The organism is Holzapfeliella sp. JNUCC 80 (assembly GCF_053667655.1).
Window position 1 is genome coordinate 160,323 of the sequence record NZ_CM132205.1, and the last position, 24,544, is coordinate 184,866.

Genomic DNA, 24,544 nt, shown 5'->3' on the forward strand with positions numbered 1-24,544 from the left:
TTAGTGTGATTCACCAAGGAATTCTTCTACATCTTCCATTGTAATAGAACTATGGTGATTTGCAATAGAAAAACGGTGCAACTTCTGCAATTGTTCATCAGAAAATTCCTTTTCATCAATTCCAAGTGCTACTAAGCGTTTGCGAGCTTGAATGAGTTCTTGAATAGTTGAGAGGTTGGTTAATTCTGTTGCCGGTTTTGAGCTTGGTTGATCAGTAGCTGTCACTTTTTGTTGGGTTTTGAATTTAGCCTTGTCCGCATCTTGTTTATCTTTGGCAGATTTTGCAAGGGATTCAAATTTTGCTTTGATATCGCTAAACGCAGGTTGCGTAAAGTGTTCGTCCGCTAGAATTTGGTTAGCTTGATCAAGGACTTCTTGATAGCGATTCTCATTAAAGAGTTGACGTAGATTATTTAGTCTTGGATTGTAGTCATTTTGGATAGTGGTTAAGGCGTTGTCAATTGTTGTGACCCAATCATGAGCCTTTTCACTCATGGTGGTATTGCCGTTTTCAAGTGCTTGTGCTTGATTGAAGTAATCCTTAGCTGAAACTAAGTCAGCATTTTTGAAGTAATTCACGGCTGTACTTAAGAGTTGGGCTTGATTCTGATAGGTCTTAGCAACCCCTTTGTCATCATAAATCGTGCTGGCTTCATTGAATTGCTGCTTAGCACTTTGATAGTTTCCTTTTTTAGCGGCATCTTGTGCTAAATTGAAAACGAAATTATAGTGGTTTTGTTCAGCATTAGCGTTAATTGAACCGTTAGCGAACAGCATCACTGCTAGACCAACAGCCATTACACCAGCAATTGCCATCACCACCGAAAAAATCGACTTTTTCATCTGTGTCCTCCGTAAGGTAAAAGTAAAACTGAAACTTCAAGTTTCTATATTATCGGTAATTATCAAAAAAAACAAGATGACATGTCCAGTTTACCCGATTTCAAACGTTACTAAAGATGTAAGCAATTTGAAGCTAGCTCAAAAAAACTTACACACTTATATAATCAATAGAGGAGAACAACATTATGACCGATACAAGAGATTTCATCAGTGCTAATTTAGAACTAACTTATTCAAATGAAGAAAACAAAGCTTACAAGGACGGTATCTATACTCGTCGCTTCAGTGATATTCGAGAATCTGCTACGTCAACTGACATTCAAACATTTGGCCAAGCGATTGAATCCCTAACTGCAGGAGATGTGATGCAAAAAGCCGTACTAGTGACCCGCGAAATGATTCAAACTGATAATGGAGGACAAAATTAATGACGATTGAAACTTTAACTTTACAACTAGAATTCAAAGACGCTGAAAATAAAATACGTCAATTAAACCTGGAACATACCAAACAAGACTTATCCGCTGAACTCGTGCAACAAGCCATGAACCAAATTGCAACGAGTCACTTGATTGACAAAAAAGGAGTCGATGCGTATCAATCACCACAAGCTGCTCGCTATATTCGTCGAACTGTATCTGATGTATTTGCTGCTGCAAAAGATTAGGGTGTTGCTTGAACTATTCTTTCAATTAACTTAACTGAGAAAGTGTCCTTTGTGATGAGGGATGCTTTTTTGTTTACAATTATATTTCAATTATTTTACAGTTAGATGATAGAAGTGCTAATGAGTATAGCAAATGCTTAGATTTCCTGATAAATCAACGATTAACAAAACTGTAACAACACAAAAAGCCTTTGCATTGCAATAATATTTTGTTACAATGTTCATGTGGTTATGCGAATGACCTAACTAGATAGACTTAATCCAACCTGTACAGCATGCGTGATCTTTTCATGGCGAATGACTACCCAGGTGGATTTATAGACCGCCTGATTCGTAAGTAAGGGTTAATGTACATTATGGGTTTACCCAATATGTTAAGACGTCTAGTCAAGGCTTCGTAACTTAACAATCTAAAAGGAGGAACACCACATTATGAAAAAATCATCAATCAAATACTTTGGTGTGACAGCTGCTGCTTTACTTGCAGTTTCACCAATCGCTGCACAAACAGTATCATCTTCTCAAGGAAATACTGTTGCAGCTGCAAGCAGTACTGTTACTGACCAAGTAACTCGTGCTATTAACAACTTACCTTCAACAGCTACTATTTCAGGAAGTGACTCACAATCTGCAATTAGTGCACTATCAGATATTTTAGGTCAAGAACAAACAGGTTACAATGCAACATTCACAAATAGTCAAGATGCATTCTTGAAGTTTATTAAAAATCCTAACTGGCAACTAGCTGGCTCAGAAGATAGTGTTAAATATGTTGTAACACAAGCAAATGGATGGTCAGCTGACGATACAGCTAATACAATCAAAGCTAATACAACAAACAACGCAACATACCCAGTTAACTTTACAGTTAAAGCAATTGATAAAGATAACAAAGATGCTGTAATTGCTTCAAAAAATATTACAGTTAACTTTGGTGGTGCTGCACAAACAACAGGTCTAAAAGCTAAATTTGCTGACGGTTCAGCTAAAGTTGGCGATAACATCAACAACTACAAATTAGGTTATGTTGCTGTTAACGGCCTAACTGTAACTGATGCTAATGGTAACACTGTTCAAGCTACAGGTACTAAAGCAGAAATTAAAGATGTTGATGGTTCATTGCACAATGACAATTCAAAATTCAACAGTTATGGAAAAGTTAAACAAACTCTAACATTCACACTACCTAAACAAGATGGTCAAGCACCTAAATTTGCTAATGACCAAGGGGTAACACAAGAAGATCCTAACAAAAATGAATACACAATTGACAGAACAATTACTATTTACAATGCTGATGTAAACTACCAACCATACTTTTCAGTTAAAGATGGTGGCAACACATACTCAGCAGCAAATAATTCAACAATCAGTGTTCCTACATCTCAAAATGGTGGAAAAGGCTATGTTGACGGTTCAACTAAAACAGTTAGTGATTTAACTGCAAACTTGAAGGCTCTTTTGACGTTTAATGTAAATGACACAGCAAGCAATACGCAAGAACTTAACCAAGATTCAGTTGTAAACGCAATTAAAGCTGCTGGTGGTTCAATTGATACAACAGATAGCAACACAATTAAAAACTTATCAGGTATCTACTACTTGACATTAACTCAAAATAGCCCAGTTAACAACAAACCAGCTACAGTAACTGTTCCTGTTAACTTCTCAGCTGACAATTCAACAACTGATGAATCATCACCTGTATTTACTGGCGTAAGTTCTGCAACAGTTATCCAAGGTCAAAACTTTAATGCATATGATAACGTTAAAGCATATGACAATGGTAGTAAATCAGGTTCAGATGCAAGTGCTACTTACAAAGCACCTCAAATCATGAGTGGTTACTGGACAGTTCAAAATTCAGTTAACACAAATGTTCCAGGTGAATATAATGTAGTTTACTCAGTTGTTAACTCACAAGGTAAAACAACTTCTGTAACTCGTAAAGTAACTGTTTTACCAGTTAACGGTTTAGGTAAAGATCAAGTTGTTAACTTCGTACCTGGTTACGGTGTAATGGTATGGTCAGCTACTGACAATGCTGTTAACGCTACAAGTGACTTCGTACAACATGGTACAACTGTTAAAACATTTGATACAAAAACTGTAGATGGCGTATCTTACACACGTATCAACAAAGCTAACAGCAACCAATGGGTACAAAGCAAATACTTTGACGCAAACGCAAACAATGCACCACAAACAAATAACAACACAAACACAAACACAGATTCAAACCAAGAAACACCATTTGAAAGCACATTGACAATCAACTACGTACCAGGATACCGTGTATTCTTACGTGATGGTCAAGCAAACATGCAACAACAATCAGTTGCTCATGGTGAATCATTCAAAGTTTGGGCTAAGAAAACTGTCGGAAACCACACATACTACCGTATCGGTACAGATGCACAATGGATTGAAGACACATACGCTCAATTCTAATTAAGTGTTGATTAGATAAAAAGACAATCTCAATTGAGATTGTCTTTTTTTTATGCTTGAATATAACATTTTGGTTACAAGTCGGGGCTTAACCTTGTTTAGCTAGTCTAAAGTTGGTACGATTAAGATGATAAGATGATTATAAAGAGGAGAGTAACTATAATGAGTAAAAAGTTTCTAACAACCACGTTAGCTGCTGCAACAGTTCTGTCTGTGTCAGCTTTGCCAGCGTCACATTTGTTGTCACAACAAGCTTCAGGCAATACTGTACAAGCTGCTACTAATGACAATGCGCAATTCATTGAAAGAATTGCCCCATATGCCCAAGCACAAGCAATGAACTATGGTGTTTATCCATCTGTTATGATGGCACAAGCAATTCTAGAAAGTGCATGGGGAACATCTGCCCTTGGACAAGCACCTAACTACAATTTATTTGGGATTAAAGGATCTTATCAAGGTCAATCAGTGATGATGCCAACAAGTGAATGGGATTACAATGCGGGTAAGTATATCCAAATTCAAGCACCATTCCGTAAGTATCCTGACTTTGGGGCATCATTTGGTGATAATGGAGATAAACTACGTAACGGACTAACAACTAATTCTAAGTTCTACAACGGAACATGGATTGAGAACACAACAAGTTATCAAGATTCAACTAAGTGGCTAACAGGTCGTTATGCAACTTCTCCTACTTATAATACAAACTTAAATCGTGTGATTGAAACTTACAACTTAACTCGTTTTGATCCTCAAGTAACATCAGTTAATGGACAAGTTCAAACTAAAACAACTGCTAACTTATACAACACTTACACAGGCGTAAAGACGAAGTCTAATAGTGCAACAGCAGGGCAAGTCTTCTCAATTAACCAAAAGGTTGTTTTACCAGATAATAGTATCTACTACCGTTTAACGAATAATCTATGGGTAAGTGACAAAGATGTGACTTCAAACATTAGCCAAGGCCCTATTAATAACCAAAATACACAATCAACAGCTGATAAAGCGCAAAATTTTGCACCATTTAGTAAAGGTGCACAGTTGAATAGCAATGTTTCGGGTTATCAATTAAGCTCAGACAACACATTCAGTGCAAGTAAACAGCTAACAAGTCAACATGTCCAACTAACAACTAAAGCAACCACAACACAGGGTGTTGTTTACTACTTATCAAGTACAAATGGTGTTTGGATTAAAGCTTCTGATTTAACTTTAGATAAAGAAGTAAGCCAAGCACCCGAAAACCCTGTGAATAAGACAACAATTGAATCTAAAGATATGCGTATGCAAGATAACTATAATATTTATAGTCTAAGTGGCAACACATTTAGCCTATCAAGCAATACTAATAATTTTAGCGAAAAGAATGTCAAAGCTATCCAAAAAGCAACACAAGGTAACCGTACTTACTACTTATTATCAGATGGTCAAAAAGAACTAGGTTGGATTGACCAAACGGGTGTAATTGATGGAATTAAAGTAGTTGAAGACTTCTACAACAAACAACCAGTTAAAATTACTGACTTGACACCTAGAACTGTCACAATCAAAGATAACTTCGACATGATGGCTTTAAAAGATAACTTATTTAGTCCTTCAATCAATACAAGTTCTTTGAGTAATAAGACTGTTACAATTACTAAGCAAGCAGTTAAAGATCACAGTATTTTCTTCTTAGCAACAGATGGCCAAAAAGAATTAGGTTGGATTGGGCAAGTGGATCTTGATGTTCATACAAGTAATCGCAGTGATTCACTAATTACACAAGATGTAACCCCACAAAAAGTATCTGTTAACACAGGAGCTAAGAGCTACTACCTAATGAACAACGGTTTTGTGAATGCAGGTGAAAAATTATCAGCATCAATGACAGTAATCAAAAACGCAAGCAAAGACGGCATCAGCTACAGCTTACTATCAAATGATGGTAAGACACCTGTTGCGTGGGTACAAAGCTCAGATGTCAAAGACGCTAGCACAACAACACCACAATCATCAGACAACAAGGTCACAACCCAAACTGTTACCCCTCAAAAAGTAACTGTTAACTCAGGCGCAGCTAATTACTACTTGATGAACAATGGCTTTGTGAATGCAGGTGAAAAACTACCGTCATCAATGACTGTTATTCAGACAGCCACAAAAGGGTCAACTCAATACAGTTTACTTTCAACAGATGGTAAGACACCATTTGCCTGGGTACAAAGTTCAGATGTTAAAGCTGCTAATAATACGCAACAATCAACAGACAACAAAGTCACAACGCAAGATGCTTCAGGTCACAAGGTAACAGTTAACGCTAGCGCCAAGACTTACTACTTAATGCCAAATGGTTTCGTTGAAGCTGGTGAAAAGTCACCATCATCAATGACTGTGATTAAGACAGCTACAAAGGGTTCAATCCAATACAGCTTATTATCACAAGATGGTAAGACACCATTTGCCTGGGTACAAAGTTCAGATATTAAATCAGACAGCACAACCTCAAATACAGCTGATAATACTAAAGTGACAACTCAAGCTATCACACCTAAATCAGTTAAAGTCGCACCTGATTACAATACTTACTACTTACTATCAAGTGGTTTTTCACATTTTGGTAATTCATCAGACTTTACTAATTCACAATTCAAAGTTATCCAAACTGCAACTCAAGGTAATAAGAATTACTCACTACTTTCAACAGATGGTCAAGTACCATTTGCTTGGGTATCAAGTGAGGCAGTGAGTGACAGCCAAACAACAGCACAAACATCAACCAATACAAGTGCTAATATCGCATTAACTGATGTGTCTCAATCAGCAACGGTTGTAAACGGTGGTAATGCCTTCTACTTAACAGGTAATAACAGCTCACTAGCACTAACTAGTGCAGGTAAGAGTGATAGTTATACAGGTTCTGTTCAAGTTATCAAAAAAGCGACTCAAAACGGTAAGAACTACTACTTAGTTTCAACAGATGGTCGCACAGGACTTGCTTGGATTGATGAAGCAGGTTTATATTTTGGCGGTAATTCAAACCAAAGTAGCGTGCAAATTACTAAAGAAGATGGCCAACCTGTTTGGGTTCAACAAAGTAATCCAATGTTCCAACTACGTAACAACAAGTTCGAACCTATTCAAGGTAACGGCAGTTCTGCCAATGATTCATACCTCCTAACTGAAACGGCAAAAGTTGGTCAAACAACTTATTACCACGTTTCAAAAAATGGCGGTGGGGATGATTTTTGGACAACAACACTTAAATTCCAAAGTGGTCGTTTTACTAACCCAATCTCTGTATCCGGTGTAGCAAAGATTAATTACATTCCTGGTTACAGCATCCGTGTTTGGGATCAAGACCAAAAACCAACTGATAACTTCTTAAAACATGGGACAGAATGGCGCATCTTAGGTGAAGCACATTCAGATGGTAAGACTTATTACCAAGTTGGATTAAACCAATGGATTGATGGTCAATACGTACAATTAAGTAACTATCACAGATTTAACTAATCAAACAAAAAACCTCTCTTATGAGAGGTTTTTTGTTTTGGCTTAAAATAATAGTACGCATTACCTATATATTATGCTAATCTTAAATTATTATAATATAAGGAGAGTAAAATGAAAATTAAGTCGCATCCAGCATTAGAATTTTTTAAAGGAAAAATTATCTCGCACGAGTTTTTGCAAACGGAGGAAGCAAAACAACAAATTGAGTTTAAAGATAGTCATGTGTTATCAGAAAAAGTGATTGCCATGTACTCATTCTTTGATGCGCCAATATTTTCAGGAGTGAAAACAATTATTTTTGATTTGGATCATGGGGTTATCGGGGTTAGAGCATCAACCAGACAATTAATGAACGATTTTGTAAAGTCAGGAACGTTGAACTTCTTACATGATCGTTATCTAAGACGCTACTTTAAAGCGTCGCACTTACATACCTTTTGTTGTGGCACTTATACGTTCTTTTCGTTAAAGGGTTATGCCAAGCAAGTAACAGATTGGGTCGGGTTACATCATATCTTAGATATGAGTGATAATCAGCGATTCGTCTTATTTAAGTCACTTGTTGGATTAGACTTTCGCTTTCAAGGGTTATTTGCTGTGGTCCATAAATTCGTGAACGAATCGGTTTCGATGTCGGCTTTTGCTCACCAAATTCTGCGCCTATTTTTAGATGAGCGCGGATTATTATTTGCACCAAGGGACAAGTTCGTTAAGCGTTCGCTAGCGTTTAACGATGACTATATTTTGCATCATTATCGACTGTTATTTCCAAGAAGTACGGAGAAAACAGTCTTTTTTTGTACGCTTATGAAAGAAGAGGCACTCAAGATTGCCTATCAGTTACTCAAAAAAGAATATGATTTGATTATTGAAGAGCGTGAATGGCTGCAACTGATTGATTATCGACTAAAGTCTAAACTTTATTTGTGGTAATTTTGCCCGCTGGTTAGTTGATGCTAAAGGCAGTAGTTAAGTAATACGCTTTATTGTGGGGGAAGTGTTTGTTGCAGTGGTGCGGGTTAGAAGACTTAAGCAAGCTTAGGAAGAGCCAACGTGATTCTTATATTCTAAGACTACCACAAGCGCTTGTGGCAACTTTTAGATGAAGAGGTCACAATAAATGGAACAAGCATTCAACCAAGCACTAAGTAATAGCCGTGTCATCCATGGCGCGATTAAAGCTGCTGGAATTTATCACTATCGTATGGATTATCAAGATTTTGTCCAAGACGGCATCATTAATTACGCAAAGGTTTACAAGAAATACCACTCACAAGAAGAACTCACTAAGATTAATCAACTCGCTTTTCAAAAAATCAAATGGCAAGCAATCGATCAACTAAGAAAGCAAATGCGACAAAGTGTTGAAGTTACAACAACAGAAGAACAGTGGGGACTGTTTGAAGAAAGTAGTCAGCTTGAAATTGCTGATGTGATTAATCAATTATCATTTAAGATTCAAGACAAGAAACGACTAATTGCGATTTTTGATTCAGGATATTCAATGTGTTATTTAGCCCAGAAAGAAAAGATTTCAACTAAATATCTACAACGATTAAAGCAAGAATTGAGAAGACAACTGACAAATAGTTAGCCGTTAGTTTTCAATTGTATTACAAAACCGCCAACCGTATTGAGTCTTGATAGGTTAAATGTTAATTTATTAGTATCGAGACTAATTTTTGAAAAGCTCATGATGGAGGAAACATCTTTAAATGAAATCAAATAACAAGAAAATGCTAAAGTTAGTTAGTGCATCATCTCTAGCGCTAACTTTGACTTTAGCTGTTCAAAATAATCTAACTAATCACCAAACTGATAACCAAACACAAGTTGTACAAGCTGCAACTTCTCAAGTTAATGACTATATCAAAGCAAAAGGGTTTGCGAACCCAGCAATCAACATTTCGCCTTCTACATTCACTTCTGATGGCACATATCGTTACGGTCGTCCTGAAGGGGTTGTGATTCACGAAACAGCTAACCCAACTTCAACAATTTATAATGAAGTGTCTTACATGAAGAATAATTGGGATGATATTGGCGCTTATGTTCATGCTTTTGTAGATAAGTCACAAGTTATCCAAATTCATAATCCTGGCCGTAGTGTGTGGGGAGCTGGTGCAGTTGCTAACAAGCGCTATATTCAGGTTGAATTAGTACGTGAGAAGACTTTTGATGGTTTTGCACGTTCTGTGAATAACGATGCTTATTACGTGGCAAGTTTACTCAAAACTTATAACTTACCTGTGGATAGTGCAGAATACGATGGTGCCGGAACAGTTTGGTCACATAATGCTGTTTCTAAGTTCTTAGGAGGAACAAACCATACTGACCCTGTTGCTTACTTTAACAGCTATGGCTATAGCATGGATCAGTTTATTGACCTTGTTAACCAAAAATATCAAGCACTTGGTGGCAATACTTCTTCACAATCACCAAAGCCTGAGCCTACACCAACACCATCTAATACCGTTTCACAATATGGTGCGACTGAAAAGCAATATACAGTTAAGTCAGGAACAGCAGGCTACTTATACACATTATCTTCAGATAATAAGTTTAACCAATCATCACCGGCTTCAAGTGTAGCTAATGGCCAAATCTATTCAACTAATACTAAAGCGACTTACAATGGCGAAACCTATTCACTATTAAAGAATAGTAGCAATGTGCCATTTGCTTGGATTAAAGATGCCGATTTAGTTGAATACATTAAGAATCAAGATCCGATTACTTCTCAAACTGGTACAAGCCTGCTTGGTACGATTAATGCCGGACAACCAATTTACCAATACACAGATGAAGGCTACAAGTCAACAACTTCAGCAACTAGCCAAGCCACATTAACATTGACAACTAAAGCTGTGACAAAGTCAGGTAAGACTTATTACCTTGCAACTTTAAATGGTCAAAACTATGGCTGGGTTAGTGATGCTAGTCTATCTATTGTTAAACCAGAAGTGTCAAACTTTAACAGCCCGGTAACGGTTAATGGTAACCAACCAGTTTATTACCTAACAGGAACAGGATTTGGAAACGGTGGCTATTCAAATGCATTGAGTGATGTTGCTCAAATTACACAAAAAGCAACCTACAATGGTCAAACTTACTACTTATTATCAAACAGCCAAGGTAGTCCATTGGCGTGGATTAATAGTAATGGTGTGTCATTAAAAGCTAAACCAAAACCAGTTCTTTCAGATTTCACAAGTAATGCGACAATCAAGGGTGGTTACAACACTTACTACCTAACGAACAATGGCTTCACTAATGCAGGAAACTCAAGTCAGCTAACAGGTATTAATCGTGTGATCCAAAAAGCCACTTTAGAAGGTCAAACTTACTACTTAGTAGGTAACGGCTCAACACCGATTGCTTGGATTAGTGAAAGTGGTGTGACACTTCAAAGTAACACACCAGCTCCTACACCAGAAAAACCATCAATTAGTAGTTTTAGCATGAGTAATATTCAAGTTGCAGCTAACCAACCAGCTTATTACTTGGTAAACAACAGCTTTAGTGATGCTGGTCAAAAGAGCCAAGAATTTAGTGCTACTCAAGTTATTCAAAAAGCAACTTACGCTAACAAGACCTACTACTTATTAGTTGACAGTGCAGGAACACCGGTTGTTTGGGTACCAGCAGATGCTGTTTCTCAAAAAGCAAACCCAACACCACAACCACAAAACAACCAACCAACTTATTCAGATGTGGATCAAGCTGCTTCATTGAATAGTAACTACAAAACTTACTATATGATGGATTCAGGATTAGTGGATTCAGGGATGCTAACACAATCTGTTTCTTCAGCTAAACGTGTTATCAAAAAAGCACAAATTGACTCAAAAACATACTACTTAGTATCAGATGGTCAATCTCCATTGGTTTGGGTAGCGGAAGCTGGTGTGAACTTCAACACAACAACGAATACTACACCGCAAAAACCAACTGTTTCACAACTAACACCACAAAATATCACATTAAAAGGTAATCAAAATGCTTACTACTTAATGGACAGTTTTGTTGATGCAGGTGGGACTTCACAATTTGTTAACTTGGCAAAACAAGTGACTGCAAAAGTGAACTACAACAACCAAAACTACTACCTAGTATCAGATGGTCAATCCGCACTTGCATGGGTTCCTGAATCAGCAGTTTCATTTAGTTCAAACACTAACAATACTGCTAGTACAAAACCCACTGCTAGTCAGTACACAATGAGTGATGTGAACCAATCAGCAACTATTCAATCTAACTACAAGATTTATTACTTAATGTCTGAAGGTATGGTTGAAGGTGGATTAAGTCAAAATCTACAAAATGCTAACTCAGTAATCAAAAAAGCAACTTACAACAACCAAACCTACTACTTAGTATCAGATGGTCAATCTCCACTTGCTTGGATTAGTTCACAAGGTGTGACTTTGAAGTCAAACACTAACTCATCACAACAAAACATCACATCAACTAGTGGTATCGTGACAATTAACTATCCAAATGCCTCAATTGCAATCTGGGACAAACCAGCTTCTTCAACAATTGATGGTCGTTACTTGCCACACGATTCACAATGGCAAATCTTTGCTAAACAAACAACAGCTGATGGCCGTGTTTGGTATTGTGTAGGTACTGACCAATGGATCGATGCACAATATGCAACTTTAGCTAACTAATCGTCATTTAAAAAGCAAAACCTTAATTGGTTTTGCTTTTTTTGTGGGCTTATGTCAGGTTTTCTGACAAAATCGATTTTTTTTTACGAAAATTTAAGATAATATTTAACAATGAATGATTATAATTAGTGGATTTTCGGAATATGATAAAATTGGTCTATCTGTTACTTTGTTAACATAAGATAACTTTTTTATGGTATATTAGAAAATATAATGGAAAAGGTGAGAGGGATTTTTATGAAAAAAAGCATCGTAGCAATACTTGCGGCGATTGTATCAGTAATATCAATTGCACTTGTAACGCCACAACATGCATCAGTAAATGCGGCAGAAAAGAAAGTTTACCAAATTGGTACAGATGTCACTTTCCCGCCGTTTGAATTTGCTAATAGCACAGATGGTCAATACGTGGGGATTGATATTGACTTAATGAAAGCTGTTGCTGAAGAAGAAGGTTTTGAAGTCAAAATCTTACCACTAGGATTTAGTGCTGCTGTTCAAGCTCTTGATACTGGTCAAGTTGACGGTATGATTGCTGGAACAACAATCACTAATGAACGTAAGAACAAGATGGACTTTAGTACACCTTACTATCACAGCGGAATTGTTTTTGCTTCTGCTAAAGGTAGTGATATTAAGTCAATTGAAGATGTAAAAGGTAAGCGTGTCGCAGTTAAAACAGGTACATCTGGTGCCAAATACGCGACTGAAAACGCTGAAAAATATGGTTACCAAATTGTGAACTTCGATGATAGTAACTCAATGTATCAAGATGTTATCACAGGTAACTCAGCTGGTGTCTTTGAAGATATGTCAGTGGTTTCTTATGCGATCAACCAAGGAACAGCACTTCAAATCGCATCAGAAACTTTATCAAATGATCCTTATGGCTTCTCAGTCAAAAAAGGTCAAAACCAAGATTTATTAAATGCCTTTAACCAAGGTCTTGAAAAACTAAAACAAAACGGTACTTACGACAAAATCGTTGCGAAATATGTTGGTGAAGAAGCGATGAATAACCAACGCCAACAAAAGAGTGACGAAAGTAGTTGGAGTGGATTACTAAAAGTTAACGGTTCTTCTTTAATGGAAGGGCTAAAACAAACCATGATTTTAACCGTGATGGCGATTTTCTTTGCGACCATCTTTGGGATTATCTTTGGTTTGATGGGCGTTGTCCCAAGTAAAATCTTAAATGGTATTTCAACGACAGTTATTTATATTTTCCGTGGATTGCCATTGCTAGTATTAGCATTGTTCATTTATACAGGTATCCCAAGTTTAACAGGAGTTAGAATTCCAGCTGTTGTTGCCGGAATTATCACCTTAATGTTCAATGAAGGGGCTTATACAGCGGCCTTCATTGCAGGTGGGATTAAGTCTGTTGATAAAGGACAAATGGAAGCAGCACGTTCACTTGGATTGCCATTTGGTAAAGCCATGAGACGAGTTGTGCTACCACAAGGAATTAAGTTAATTATTCCATCATTTATCAACCAATTCATTATCACATTGAAAGATACGTCAATCTTATCAATCATCGGATTAGTTGAACTAACACAAACAGGTAAGATTATTATTGCTAGAAACCTTGAAGGATTCAAAGTTTGGGCAATTATCGCACTAATTTACTTAGTAATCATTACCTTATTAACATGGGCTTCTAAATATGTAGAAAGAAGGTTGAACAAATAATGGCTAAAAAAACCGAAAACATTATTAAAGTTCGTGACTTGCAAAAGAGTTATGGCGACAATCACGTGATTAAAGGCGTTGATTTAGACGTTAAACGAAACCAAGTTGTGGTTATTATTGGACCTTCTGGATCAGGTAAAAGTACTTTCTTGAGAATGCTAAACCATTTAGAGGAACCAACAGGTGGGAACATTAATATTGATGGTCATGACTTGAACAGTAAAGAAACTGACATCAATAAAGTCCGTGAAAAAATCGGCATGGTGTTTCAACACTTTAACTTATTTAATAATTTAAATGTTCTAGATAACTTAACATTAGCACCAAGAGAACTTGGGTTAATGAGTCAAGAAGAAGCTGAAAAGAAAGCACGTCAATATCTTAAACGTGTGGGTCTAAGTGACAAAGCAGAAGTCAAAGTTGACTCACTATCAGGTGGACAAAAACAACGTGTCGCAATTGCGCGTTCACTTGTGATGAACCCGGATGTGATGCTTTTTGATGAACCAACAAGTGCGTTAGATCCTGAAATGGTTGGCGATGTTTTAGGCGTTATGAAAGACGTGGCTAAAGAAGGAATGACCATGCTTGTGGTTACTCACGAAATGGGATTTGCTAAAGAAGTGGCAGACCATGTTCTATTCTTTGATCAAGGGCACATTATTGAACAGGGGACACCTGAACAAATCTTTGATCATCCACAACATAAACGAACACAAGACTTTTTATCAAAAGTGCTATAATCCAAAAAAGACAGTTGAAAAATCAACTGTCTTTTTTATTTGAGTCAGGGTATTGCGAGGAATTTTAAATAATGTTAATCTTTTATTTATCTGAATCAATCGCGTTTAAACTAAATAAGAAAGAGGGAATCCTGGCTGTAACGAATTGTCGTGAATGATTCTGTAAATAAATTAGATTTTTATAGGAGAAGAAATAATGATTATTAATGAATAAAAAATTATCTATTAATGTAATACTAGCTATTTTAGCTGCAGGTGTAATGACGTTTAGTGGGGTAGTTGTGGAGACGTCGATGAGTATCACGTTCCCAACTTTAATCTCAGAATTTAACATTGGAATTAGTACGGTACAGTGGATGACCACTATTTACTTACTAGTATTATCCAGTATTATCCCGTTATCCAAATTTTTGAAGAACAAATTTAAAACACGCAATTTATTTGTGACTGCGAACGTACTATTCATTATTGGTTTAGTACTTGATATTATTGCCCCTAACTTTTGGTTATTATTGATGGGCCGATTTGTTCAAGGAATAGGAACAGGGATTGCGTTACCGTTGATGTTTAATATTATCTTAGAAAATGTACCAAAAGAAAGACTAGGATTCATGATGGGAATTGGCTCATTAATTACCGCTTCAGCATCAGCTGTTGGTCCGACTTTTGGTGGTGTTGTTTTAAGTACATTAGGTTGGCGTTATATTTTCATTTTGTTAATTCCAGTTTTAGTGATTTCTCTTGTATTAGGGTTATCCACAATCGGCAAGTTGAACAATGTATCTGAACCTTCTGAAAGATTCGATTTGCTAAGTTTTGTATTGATTATACTGACTTTTGCGGGCTTAATTCTAGGAATTAGTAGCATCAGTCATCACAGTTTAGCAAGTTTGACCGTTATTTTACCTGTGGCAGTAGGTGTTGTCTCATTATTCTTTTTTGTTAGTCGACAAAACAGCCAAGTTTCACCACTTTTAAATGTTAAAAGTCTAAAAAATACATCGTTTGCTAAGTATGTATTCAGTTTTTTCGTCACTCAATTCGTGACGTTGGGATTAGCGTTTATCGTCCCTAACTATGTTCAATTGGTTAATCATAGTAATTCAACAGTAGCTGGTTTGATCTTGCTACCAGGTGCTGTTTTAGGGGCGGTTATGTCACCTATTTCAGGTATTTTACTTGATCGACTAGGTGCCAAAAAGCCAATCATTACGGGTGTGATTTTGACAATTATCCCGTTACTGATTTTGAGTATTTTTGCTTATAATTTAAGCGATGTGTTTATCACAATTTTATACACGATTATCATGTTAGGAGTAGGACTTTCATACGGTAATATCATGACTCAAGGATTGAGTTACTTACCTGGAGAAATGAAAGCCGATGGTAATGCTATTTTGACAACTGTTCAACAGTTTTCAGGTGCAATTGCTACAGTTATTGTTTCAACAATTATTGATTCAACGATTCAAGCGAGTTCAACTAGTGAAACAGTAGCAACTAGCCAAGGGTCAATGTATGCAATGATTTTCCTTTTGGTCTTAACGTTAGTCCAAGTTGTCATGATTTGGTCAACAAATGCCAAATCAAATCAATAATTAAATTAAAAACCGCCAGTAACTTTTGAAATCTAAGCGCTTTCAGTGTAAAATAAAGATGTAATAACACAAATGCGAAGGAGAAATCAATCATGGCAAAATTAGTATTTATCCGTCACGGACAAAGTGAATGGAACCTAAAAAACCTATTTACTGGTTGGGAAGATGTTAACCTATCAGAACAAGGTGTTGAAGAAGCTAAAGCAGCAGGACGTAAACTTAAAGAAGCAGGTATCGAATTCGATCAAGCTTACACATCAGTTTTAACTCGTGCTATCAAAACTTTACACTTTGCACTAGAAGAATCAGGTCAACTTTGGGTACCAGAAGTTAAATCATGGCGCCTAAACGAACGTCACTACGGTGCGTTACAAGGTATGGACAAAAAAGAAACAGCTGACAAATACGGTGAAGACCAAGTTCACATCTGGCGTCGTTCATACGATACATTACCTCCACTATTGAGTGCAGATGATGAAGGTTCAGCAGCAAACGACCGTCGTTATGCTGACCTTGACCCACGTACTATCCCTGGTGGAGAAAACTTGAAAGTTACTTTAGAACGTGCAATTCCTTTCTGGGAAGACCACATTGCTAAAGACTTACGTGCGGGCAAAAACGTTATCGTTGCAGCTCACGGTAACTCACTACGTGCGCTAACAAAATACATTGAAAACATTTCAGATGAAGATATCATGGATGTTGAAATGGCTACAGGTCAACCAGTTGTTTATGACTTGGACCGTGATCTACAAATTACAAACAAAGTTAAACTTTAATTTTAATTATTTGTTAAAATCAATCAGTTTAGCTGACAAAAAACTCTTGATATCGTAAAATTATCAAGAGTTTTTTATTTGAAAGGAAAATAATAATGAAAAAAATCATTGGAATTATTATGTTGGTTGTTATTGTAGTATTTGCAATATTTGCCTACAACTACTATCAAGATACTTATAAGAGTCAAAATGCTTACGCTGTAGTTAAACAAGAGCCAACAGTTGAAGCAGAAAAAGATAGTAAAGGTCAACTAGTAGCAGATAGTAATAATAAACAAATTTACAACTACAACTATAAAGTGACGTTCGTATTCGAAAACGGTACAACACAAGATACTGACTTCTCTGTAAAAAGTATCAATAAAGATAATATCCCATATGCTGTTGGTCAGTATGTAAAAGGTGAATTATCAAAAACACGTGTAAATAACACAACATTAGTTGAAAAATCACAAATTCCACAATCTGTAGTAAACAAATTAAACTAATAAAAAAGCCTTTTGAAATTAATATTTCAAAGGCTTTTTTTAGTAGTTATTATTAAGCATTTTCACTTGATGCTGTGTCAGTATTAGTTTGTGTTGCGCTAGCGTTTTGAGGACCACTTGCAAGACTCCATGTGATTGTTGCTGTGTATGCTTTAGCTTTTGCGTGACCACCCGGAATAAATAATTCTGTTTTATCTGGATCAATCAAGTTAATCCAAGTACCTGCACCATTACCACTAGTAGCATTCATAAGGTTTTGATCTACTGAAGCACTTTCTAGAACGATACTTTGATTAACTTCTGGTGCACCGTTAGGATTTTTAAAAGCAGCTGTTGCTTTAGCATTTTTAGAGCCAATCGTAAGTTTAGCTCCTGGAAGTGTATCACCGTCTGTAGTAGTGAAACTAGAGATTTTGGCAGTTAAGTTCCACCCAGTTGGATTACCACGATTATCAGTTACTTGGATAAAAGGTGTTTGTTGATCAGCTTTTCCAGGTTTAGAGGATAATGTGTGATTATCGTCTCTACTTGAGATAGCACGTACCCCAAAGTCAAAGTTTGAAACGTAGTCAATGGTCAAAGGACCTTCAGCGCCTGTGCCCTTATTATTTGGATCATCAGGGTTAGCTGGTGATCCAGGTTTAATAGGTGTAGTTGGGTCCAAAGGATTTACAACTTCATTTTTACCTTTACCTGCTTCAAAGCTAACTGAAGATGTTGACTTTTCGTCGGCATTTACTGTGTTAGTAAATGTAAGACCTAGAAGTGCGCTTGCGCTCAATAAAGCTAATAGTTTATTTGTTTTTTTCATTATTTTCATCCTCTTTTTTTCTGTTTTTTATAATTAAGAAAATAATTACTGCAATCAATAATATGATGAGTAACAACAATAAGATTGACAAGTACAACCAGTAGTTAACTTTACGTTTGACAACCGAGTCAGTATCAACTTGGTTTGAAACATCAGCTGTAACCTCAAATTCCTGATTCCAAGACCAAGTATGAGCACCGGATTTAGCTGTTCCAACAGCACGATATTTTCCTGCAGGTAAAGCCCCATTTGATAGTGGAATAGATAAGTTAAAGCTACTATTTGGTGCAACTTGGCCATTAGATGTTTTGTAAGTTTCAATGACTTTACCAGAAGCATCCTGAATAGTATTTTCTGAACTTAGTTGAGTAATAATAGCTCGAGTATCATTACTTATGTTTACTTTAACGTAAGGATAAGCATTTGAAGTTGTCATCTCTGCTTTATTAGCTACTAGTTTTGGAACGACCGTTAATTTCTTGTTCATACGTAGTTGGACCGCGTTTGAATAAGTAAAACGGTTGGTGATAGCAAAGCTACCATTATTAGATTGTTGATTGCTGCTGTCATCATCCAAATAAACTGTGACACCGCCTAAAATCACCCCCTCAAAATGTTCTGTAGGATAAGTTAAATTAAAGTTAATTGTTTGAGTACCTTTAGCTGGAAGTGTTATTTTTTGTTTGCGGTCATTTGTGATTAACTCGCTAAACATGGGACCAGTCAGGTTTTTCTGGTTGTGATCATCATAGATAACAGCTAAACCATCTGAAGTTAAACCGTTATTGGCTTCTATGACGAATGTCCTAGGTATTGAATCAGAATTCCGAACAACAAAAGACAGTGTTTGTGAAGCTCCAGGTGTAATAAGCAAGTCATCATAATTAGCCGAACTGACTTGATTTTCTGGAATAACGGGCTCTAATTGAAAAGGAATTTGTGAACTAGCTGAGACCGTTTTGTTCTCCCAGCTACTACCCAATCCAATTAAGCAAAATAAAGCAATGACTAAATATCCGAATTTTAATTTATTATGTTTCATGTCTAAACTCTTTTCTAATTGTTATGGACCTATAACAACAGACCATTTAGCTGTACTACTATATTTTTTAGCTAGTGCTTGACTCAAGTTGACGTCTAATTTAAGACCGTTATCGGGAGTGAATTCAACGCTATAGTGTTGAACAGAAATGTCAGGGTGTTCAAAGACAGTAACCTGACTATTTGGTTCAATTGGTAGTTCGCCAAAGCTGTAGTTACTAGGTAATACGTCACCATCTGTAGTTGTGAATGGTGAGATTGTCAAATTTAATTTCCAAGAATCTGATAGCTCTTGTAATCCTTCTATATTGATTACTTGGTTAGTTGTAGTTTTAAGTAGTCTGTTTTTACCGTCAATTTCGATGTGACCAAAATCAATATCGGATGCTGAAACTAGCTTGATATAGTCCGAATCTTTTGGGAGTTCACCGCTAGTGACCACCTTTTGTGTAGCTGTAGCTGTTTTTCCACTAGTATTAGAAAATGCTGTCGCAGTGATAGTATTTCTAACAGTAAAGTACTTACCCTGTGGAAGTTTGTATGAAAATTTCCCATTAGCATCAGATTTAATATGATACTTTTTAGATTTATCGGTAACATCATATGAGGTTAGTGTAGCTGTTGGTATTGCTTTGTCACCTGAGAAAAAGACGAGAGCATTTGGTTCTGTTTTCCCTTCGAGTGTGTAACTGTTTGTTAAAGTTTGATCATTCGAAAGTGGATTCAAAGAGATAGATAAGTCTGGATAGCCTTCAAATCTAATATGGTTAAAATTTTCAACTTTAAAGTTTGAATTCAAACTATTAACAATTGTTTGTTTATTACTACCAGAGGTTACATTCCTTGAATTATAGTTATTGTGAGATGCTTTAAGTGAGTAAACAGGGTCCCAAATAAAGCTAGCATCGCCTAATTTACCGATGTTCCATGCACTGACTTTTTGATAACTGGTTTCAAAAGATATAGTTTGAAAAATTTTATTATTAAGTGACTTACCCTTACTATCTGAATCTGGTAGCTGACTAATATCAATATCAATTAATTTAGCGCTACTAAAGTTTACTTTTGAATTGGCGCTAGTTGATTTAATAACTGAAGTATTTTGAACATTTCCTGTTAAGCTAACGAGTAATGAGCCATACTGATCAACTTGAAGGTGACCATTTTGTTTCAAATCGATTAACCCATTAGAGTTTGATGAAGTTGATCCTAATCCCGATCGCTCAATGTTTCCTCTAATATTTAAAGTTGCATATTCAGAAATTTTAAGCATCGCTGCAACATCTATAATTGACTTTGACTTAGCAGCGTTAGAAACGTTGTTATTAAAACGATCGTCTAAGTTGATGTTTAGTGTTGCATATTTATCTAGAACAACTGAACCAGAAGATGCACTAATATCGATAGCTGATTGTGGCGTCTTAGATCTAGTATTTATAGTTAGTTTTGAGTTTTGATTACAGAACACACCACCACTTAGAGACAAAACAAAACCGTCATATTCACCACTATTTCCAGTATTGTCTAATGAAGTTAAGGTGACATTGCTATTTTTCCCAAGTGTTATTCCTCCCCCAGAGGCCAGTCTAAAAACGCCAGCATCTTCTGCAGATCCATTGTAGATGGCGTTCTCTTCAAAGATAACATTCGTTGCTTCAATGTTAACCTGAGGAATTCCTTGTGTTTTATAACTCTGGTTATCGAAGGGAGAGGTGTACTGATCGGACATGGACTTATTCGTTACTTTACCAGCAAAAACAATATCATAAGTATAAGAAGCTGTAAGTTGCGCACCTTCATATGTCACATTTTCATATTTTAGATAGCCATAGCCGAATTGTCTTCTGGGTGTATCTCGTGTAGAAGTACTACCACTGTACTTGAATGGGCCATAGAAGTTTTGTCCATACATGTGTAACCCGATAATTTCAAGCCCCATTGTTACGTTAGGGGCGATGACATCATTGTTATAAAAGCTAATACCTCTAAAATCAACTTTATGTCCATTACCATTAATGAGCATTCCTTTTTTGGGGATTACTCTATTTGTATTTGAAGTAGTTTCATCATTAACAATATCATTACGAATATTAATTTTAGTTATAGATTGATTCCTAATCGCAGCATCAAGACTACTCCAAGTTGAAACATCGATTGTGTTTTCTTCAATATCTGAAGGAGAAGTTAAAGTCAGTTTTTGATAATTGGATAAAAAGAAATTACATAACAACGAAGAAGTCACTCTGTCATTGTTTGCTTCTACTTGCGTGTTTGCATGTGAGGTTGAATTATCTGTAACACCACTCAAACCCGTAGAAGCAGGTGAGGATGTAGGAATGTAAAGTTTTTTAATATTAAACCAGTTTAACTCGCCGAATTCCTGTGAAGCGTAACTAGCGCCTTTTTTATTTTGTACAGCCAAAATGTCTTGGTTTTTAAATAGAATTCCCCTGTTAGTTGTAGGAAGTCTAACTAGATAGGCACTACTTGTATCAGATTTAAGTGTTAGTATCTCTAAATTAAATAATTCACTAGAATCAACTTGAATTTGTCCCCCAGAGTTAAAGTTTAATAGATAACTACCAGCTCCTGTTAAAGCAGCTTTGAAATCAAAGGTAGCCCCTTTTTTGATATCAAGTGAACTGTTACTCCCAAAGTTAAGACCATTTGAAGATGACAAAATATCCGGAAGATTAACAGAAAATTTTCCGTTTTCAGATATGCCAAAGTAGGTGTTTGTACCAAAGTCGAATAAATTTGCACTAGGAGAACTATTAGTAGATGTATCTTTTTCATCAACAGTGAAAGTAGCATTTTTATCAATTAAAAATTGAGAGCCAGCTCCTTTCATGTTAACAATACATGCTTGTCTTAAAAGACGACCATTAATGTGAATATCGAAGTTCGATGAATCAGAAACAGATATGGTGGAATTTGCCTTGGTACCCATATTAATAACGGGATAGGTTTGGACCCAGGCATTATTTCCTATATTTCCTTCGACATTAACAATTAACTTTGATGATGCACCAATATTGAGGTGTGATTGCGCTGAGGCGGACATGTCAATAATTGTTTGATTGTTTGACTTTTGAGTCATTACTACATAACTATTTGATTCAATTTTTAAACTTTCAGTAGTAATTAAAGGATATAAAGAAGCCGAAGAATACAGTTTAACCGATGTATTATTACCTATAGTTAATTTACCACGATCATTTAATTTGAAAAGATTATAATTATTGTTTGAGGCTTCTAATACAGTACCGTCAGCGATTGTGACGTTAGCAGACTCAAGTGCTTCTTGATCGCTAGCGTTGTATAGTTCGCCATCATAAAGATACTTTGGTGTCAGCTCAATTTTGATATGTCCTCGAAATTCAATATCACTGTGATACGAAGAAATCATTTGAGCACCTGTATAGTTAACATCTTTGTAGACAAAAGTTAACTTTCCAGCATTATTGTTGTTATTAGCAGTATTAATTCTAGCCGCACTTAACATACCGTAAAATGCTCCTTGAAAAATATCTAAGTTAATCGTTGTAATGGTATAAGTTGCTGTTTTGGGTAGCGTTTCACTGTTAAAAGTAAAATAACTATTTTTCATATTAATTCTGTGACCATTACCATCAATTACCAAGTCACGTAGCTTAGAATTATTTGTACGACCTAGTGTAACTGTTTGAGAGTTGGGAACATCTGAAATGTCGTTTTTGAATCTAATGTATGAAACAGATTCATCATCCAAAGCATTTTTTAGTTCTTCCCAACTCCCAACTAAGGTTAAATTTGGAATAAGCTCTGCAGTTGGAATGGGGTTTGTAGCTAAATTTTCAACTGGTAAGCTTGTTTGGGAATAGCTTGTGCTTTCTTGTTGTTCGCTAGTACTGCTTTCGTATTGAATTGTTTCTTCTGCTTTTGGTTGTGATCTGTAGAAGCAAAAATTCAAAATTAAAGCAACAGTAACGAACAATAGAGGCATTACATATTTTTCTTTCATCGCATCACCCCCCTTTTTTTATTATTTTCACTTTAATTCTATTCCTATGTTGCAAGTCTACACAAACATTAACTACTCGAATTACTCAAAAGGATATTACAAGTAATATGTTTGCTTTATTATTTTACTTTATTATTTAAAAAATTGGTTCAAAAACTTGCGCTTGTTAAGTATTATTTAAATAATTAAAAAAATATGGCAAAAAAAAGAAGCCTTGAAAAAGGCTTCTTTTTTATTTTTTAATCACTTCATTAGGATAACTGTCTTCAGTTAAAGCAAGGTGGAAGTTTTCATAACTTGTTGTAATCATACCTTCAAGCGCAGGCTTTGTTAAAGAACCCATGTGAGGGGTGATAATGGCTTTAGGATATAAATTAGTTAATTCAGTAATCGTTTCATTATGCAATTTCTCAGAAGGGTCGAAGTTGTGACCGAATACTTGGCTTTCATCAACCAAGACATCTGCCGCAAATCCACCTAAGCGATTTTCTTTTAAAGCGTCAATAACAGCATCATGATCGACTAATTCACCACGAGCAGTATTAACCAAAATACCAGTTGGCTTCATTTGGTTAATAATTTCACGACTGAACATTTTTTCGTTTTTACCACGAACATAAGGAGCATGAATTGAGATAATATCACATTCTTGTGCAAGTTCATCAAGACTAACGAATTTTTCAACCGTATCAAGTGAGAATTCTTTCACACTCAAGTCGTAAGCTAATACACGTGCGCCCAGTGCTTTCCACATTTTAGCTTCAGCATAACCGATATTACCCATTCCAATAATTCCAACTGTACTTTCATGAATTTCTGGACTAAAGAAATCAGGTGTTACTTTAAACTGTTTTTGAGATGTACGATTTGTTGCTAAAGCTGTATGACGGAACAGCATCATAGCTTGTGTAAAGGCAAGTTCAGCAACAGAGCGAGGTGAGTATCCTGGAACACGTGTAACTTTCATGCCAAATTCTGCAGCAGCATCTAAGTCAATATGATCAAATCCAACTGTTCTTGTGAATACCAATTTGATGCCGTATTCTGCCATCTTTGCTAAGTTTTGGCGATCAGCAATGCAATTTCCACGAAGTAACACCGCATCGCAATCTTCAATTAAATCAATATTATCGTGAGTTAAAAACTCCGGTAATAATTTTAAATCGTAATGATATTTATTTAAATTTTCAAAGTAAGGGGCTTCATAAGAATGAACACCATAACAACCAATTCTAAAAGTCATCTCAA

Annotated in this window: 17 protein-coding genes; 12 read left to right on the forward strand and 5 right to left on the reverse strand. The window is 36.1% G+C overall.

Translation table 11 applies throughout. From position 1 onward, the window contains the following. Positions 1 to 843 (reverse strand): hypothetical protein, encoded by an 843-nt coding sequence (locus tag JNUCC80_RS00810; RefSeq protein ID WP_454153019.1) that lies wholly within the window; start codon positions 841 to 843, stop codon positions 1 to 3. Positions 844 to 1,028: 185 nt separating this feature from the next. On the opposite strand from JNUCC80_RS00810, the gene JNUCC80_RS00815 reads away from it, so the two are divergent. The 12 genes from JNUCC80_RS00815 (at position 1,029) to JNUCC80_RS00870 (ending at position 17,441) form a co-directional block, all read left to right on the forward strand. Then, a complete protein-coding gene (locus JNUCC80_RS00815) occupies positions 1,029 to 1,271 on the forward strand; it encodes a DUF1659 domain-containing protein (RefSeq protein WP_454153020.1) in 243 nt (80 codons plus the stop codon). Further along, positions 1,271 to 1,510 (forward strand): DUF2922 domain-containing protein, encoded by a 240-nt coding sequence (locus JNUCC80_RS00820; RefSeq protein ID WP_454153021.1) that lies wholly within the window; start codon positions 1,271 to 1,273, stop codon positions 1,508 to 1,510. The genes JNUCC80_RS00815 and JNUCC80_RS00820 overlap by 1 nt, the downstream gene beginning before the upstream one ends. A gap of 432 nt (positions 1,511 to 1,942) precedes the next feature. Continuing rightward, positions 1,943 to 3,961 (forward strand): immunoglobulin-like domain-containing protein, encoded by a 2,019-nt coding sequence (locus tag JNUCC80_RS00825; RefSeq protein ID WP_454153022.1) that lies wholly within the window; start codon positions 1,943 to 1,945, stop codon positions 3,959 to 3,961. Positions 3,962 to 4,123: 162 nt separating this feature from the next. Then, positions 4,124 to 7,462, forward strand: coding sequence for a glucosaminidase domain-containing protein (locus JNUCC80_RS00830; RefSeq protein WP_454153023.1), 3,339 nt, complete (start codon positions 4,124 to 4,126; stop codon positions 7,460 to 7,462). Positions 7,463 to 7,573: 111 nt separating this feature from the next. Beyond that, on the forward strand, positions 7,574 to 8,395 hold the full coding sequence (locus tag JNUCC80_RS00835; protein ID WP_454153024.1) for a hypothetical protein: 822 nt from the start codon (positions 7,574 to 7,576) through the stop codon (positions 8,393 to 8,395). 187 nt (positions 8,396 to 8,582) lie between these two features. Next, positions 8,583 to 9,056, forward strand: coding sequence for a hypothetical protein (locus JNUCC80_RS00840; protein ID WP_454153025.1), 474 nt, complete (start codon positions 8,583 to 8,585; stop codon positions 9,054 to 9,056). A gap of 121 nt (positions 9,057 to 9,177) precedes the next feature. After that, positions 9,178 to 12,138, forward strand: a complete 2,961-nt coding sequence (locus JNUCC80_RS00845) for a GW dipeptide domain-containing protein (protein ID WP_454153026.1) — start codon at positions 9,178 to 9,180, stop codon at positions 12,136 to 12,138. Positions 12,139 to 12,375: 237 nt separating this feature from the next. Continuing rightward, positions 12,376 to 13,833 carry an ABC transporter substrate-binding protein/permease gene (locus JNUCC80_RS00850; RefSeq protein ID WP_454153027.1) on the forward strand — a complete coding sequence of 486 codons (1,458 nt, stop codon included), beginning with the start codon at positions 12,376 to 12,378 and terminating at the stop codon, positions 13,831 to 13,833. Continuing rightward, complete coding sequence (locus JNUCC80_RS00855; protein ID WP_454153028.1) at positions 13,833 to 14,576, forward strand: amino acid ABC transporter ATP-binding protein; 744 nt, start codon at positions 13,833 to 13,835, stop codon at positions 14,574 to 14,576. Before JNUCC80_RS00850 ends, JNUCC80_RS00855 begins: the two co-directional genes overlap by 1 nt. A gap of 206 nt (positions 14,577 to 14,782) precedes the next feature. Continuing rightward, complete coding sequence (locus tag JNUCC80_RS00860; protein WP_454143454.1) at positions 14,783 to 16,174, forward strand: MFS transporter; 1,392 nt, start codon at positions 14,783 to 14,785, stop codon at positions 16,172 to 16,174. Between the two features lie 92 nt (positions 16,175 to 16,266). After that, complete coding sequence (locus tag JNUCC80_RS00865; protein ID WP_339968800.1) at positions 16,267 to 16,953, forward strand: 2,3-diphosphoglycerate-dependent phosphoglycerate mutase; 687 nt, start codon at positions 16,267 to 16,269, stop codon at positions 16,951 to 16,953. Positions 16,954 to 17,048: 95 nt separating this feature from the next. After that, a complete protein-coding gene (locus JNUCC80_RS00870) occupies positions 17,049 to 17,441 on the forward strand; it encodes a hypothetical protein (protein ID WP_454153029.1) in 393 nt (130 codons plus the stop codon). A 52-nt stretch (positions 17,442 to 17,493) separates the two neighbouring features. Here JNUCC80_RS00870 and JNUCC80_RS00875 read toward each other — a convergent pair whose 3' ends face one another. The 4 genes from JNUCC80_RS00875 to JNUCC80_RS00890 form a co-directional block, all read right to left on the reverse strand. Continuing rightward, on the reverse strand, positions 17,494 to 18,252 hold the full coding sequence (locus JNUCC80_RS00875) for a WxL domain-containing protein (protein ID WP_454153030.1): 759 nt from the start codon (positions 18,250 to 18,252) through the stop codon (positions 17,494 to 17,496). After that, positions 18,236 to 19,294 carry a DUF916 and DUF3324 domain-containing protein gene (locus JNUCC80_RS00880; protein ID WP_454153031.1) on the reverse strand — a complete coding sequence of 353 codons (1,059 nt, stop codon included), beginning with the start codon at positions 19,292 to 19,294 and terminating at the stop codon, positions 18,236 to 18,238. The genes JNUCC80_RS00875 and JNUCC80_RS00880 overlap by 17 nt, the downstream gene beginning before the upstream one ends. 21 nt (positions 19,295 to 19,315) lie before the next feature. Next, a complete protein-coding gene (locus tag JNUCC80_RS00885) occupies positions 19,316 to 23,296 on the reverse strand; it encodes a pectate lyase-like adhesive domain-containing protein (RefSeq protein WP_454153032.1) in 3,981 nt (1,326 codons plus the stop codon). Between the two features lie 232 nt (positions 23,297 to 23,528). After that, positions 23,529 to 24,539, reverse strand: coding sequence for an NAD(P)-dependent oxidoreductase (locus JNUCC80_RS00890; protein WP_454153033.1), 1,011 nt, complete (start codon positions 24,537 to 24,539; stop codon positions 23,529 to 23,531). Between the last annotated feature and the right edge of the window lie 5 nt (positions 24,540 to 24,544).

Excerpts from the sequence above, each read along its gene's own strand:
- JNUCC80_RS00810 (WP_454153019.1), bottom strand. The coding sequence starts at position 843 with ATGAAAAAGTCGATTTTTTCGGTGGTGATGGCAATTGCTGGTGTAATG.
- JNUCC80_RS00815 (WP_454153020.1), top strand. The coding sequence starts at position 1,029 with ATGACCGATACAAGAGATTTCATCAGTGCTAATTTAGAACTAACTTAT.
- JNUCC80_RS00820 (WP_454153021.1), top strand. The coding sequence starts at position 1,271 with ATGACGATTGAAACTTTAACTTTACAACTAGAATTCAAAGACGCTGAA.
- JNUCC80_RS00825 (WP_454153022.1), top strand. The coding sequence starts at position 1,943 with ATGAAAAAATCATCAATCAAATACTTTGGTGTGACAGCTGCTGCTTTA.
- JNUCC80_RS00830 (WP_454153023.1), top strand. The coding sequence starts at position 4,124 with ATGAGTAAAAAGTTTCTAACAACCACGTTAGCTGCTGCAACAGTTCTG.
- JNUCC80_RS00835 (WP_454153024.1), top strand. The coding sequence starts at position 7,574 with ATGAAAATTAAGTCGCATCCAGCATTAGAATTTTTTAAAGGAAAAATT.
- JNUCC80_RS00840 (WP_454153025.1), top strand. The coding sequence starts at position 8,583 with ATGGAACAAGCATTCAACCAAGCACTAAGTAATAGCCGTGTCATCCAT.
- JNUCC80_RS00845 (WP_454153026.1), top strand. The coding sequence starts at position 9,178 with ATGAAATCAAATAACAAGAAAATGCTAAAGTTAGTTAGTGCATCATCT.
- JNUCC80_RS00850 (WP_454153027.1), top strand. The coding sequence starts at position 12,376 with ATGAAAAAAAGCATCGTAGCAATACTTGCGGCGATTGTATCAGTAATA.
- JNUCC80_RS00855 (WP_454153028.1), top strand. The coding sequence starts at position 13,833 with ATGGCTAAAAAAACCGAAAACATTATTAAAGTTCGTGACTTGCAAAAG.
- JNUCC80_RS00860 (WP_454143454.1), top strand. The coding sequence starts at position 14,783 with ATGAATAAAAAATTATCTATTAATGTAATACTAGCTATTTTAGCTGCA.
- JNUCC80_RS00865 (WP_339968800.1), top strand. The coding sequence starts at position 16,267 with ATGGCAAAATTAGTATTTATCCGTCACGGACAAAGTGAATGGAACCTA.
- JNUCC80_RS00870 (WP_454153029.1), top strand. The coding sequence starts at position 17,049 with ATGAAAAAAATCATTGGAATTATTATGTTGGTTGTTATTGTAGTATTT.
- JNUCC80_RS00875 (WP_454153030.1), bottom strand. The coding sequence starts at position 18,252 with ATGAAAAAAACAAATAAACTATTAGCTTTATTGAGCGCAAGCGCACTT.
- JNUCC80_RS00880 (WP_454153031.1), bottom strand. The coding sequence starts at position 19,294 with ATGAAACATAATAAATTAAAATTCGGATATTTAGTCATTGCTTTATTT.
- JNUCC80_RS00885 (WP_454153032.1), bottom strand. The coding sequence starts at position 23,296 with ATGAAAGAAAAATATGTAATGCCTCTATTGTTCGTTACTGTTGCTTTA.
- JNUCC80_RS00890 (WP_454153033.1), bottom strand. The coding sequence starts at position 24,539 with ATGACTTTTAGAATTGGTTGTTATGGTGTTCATTCTTATGAAGCCCCT.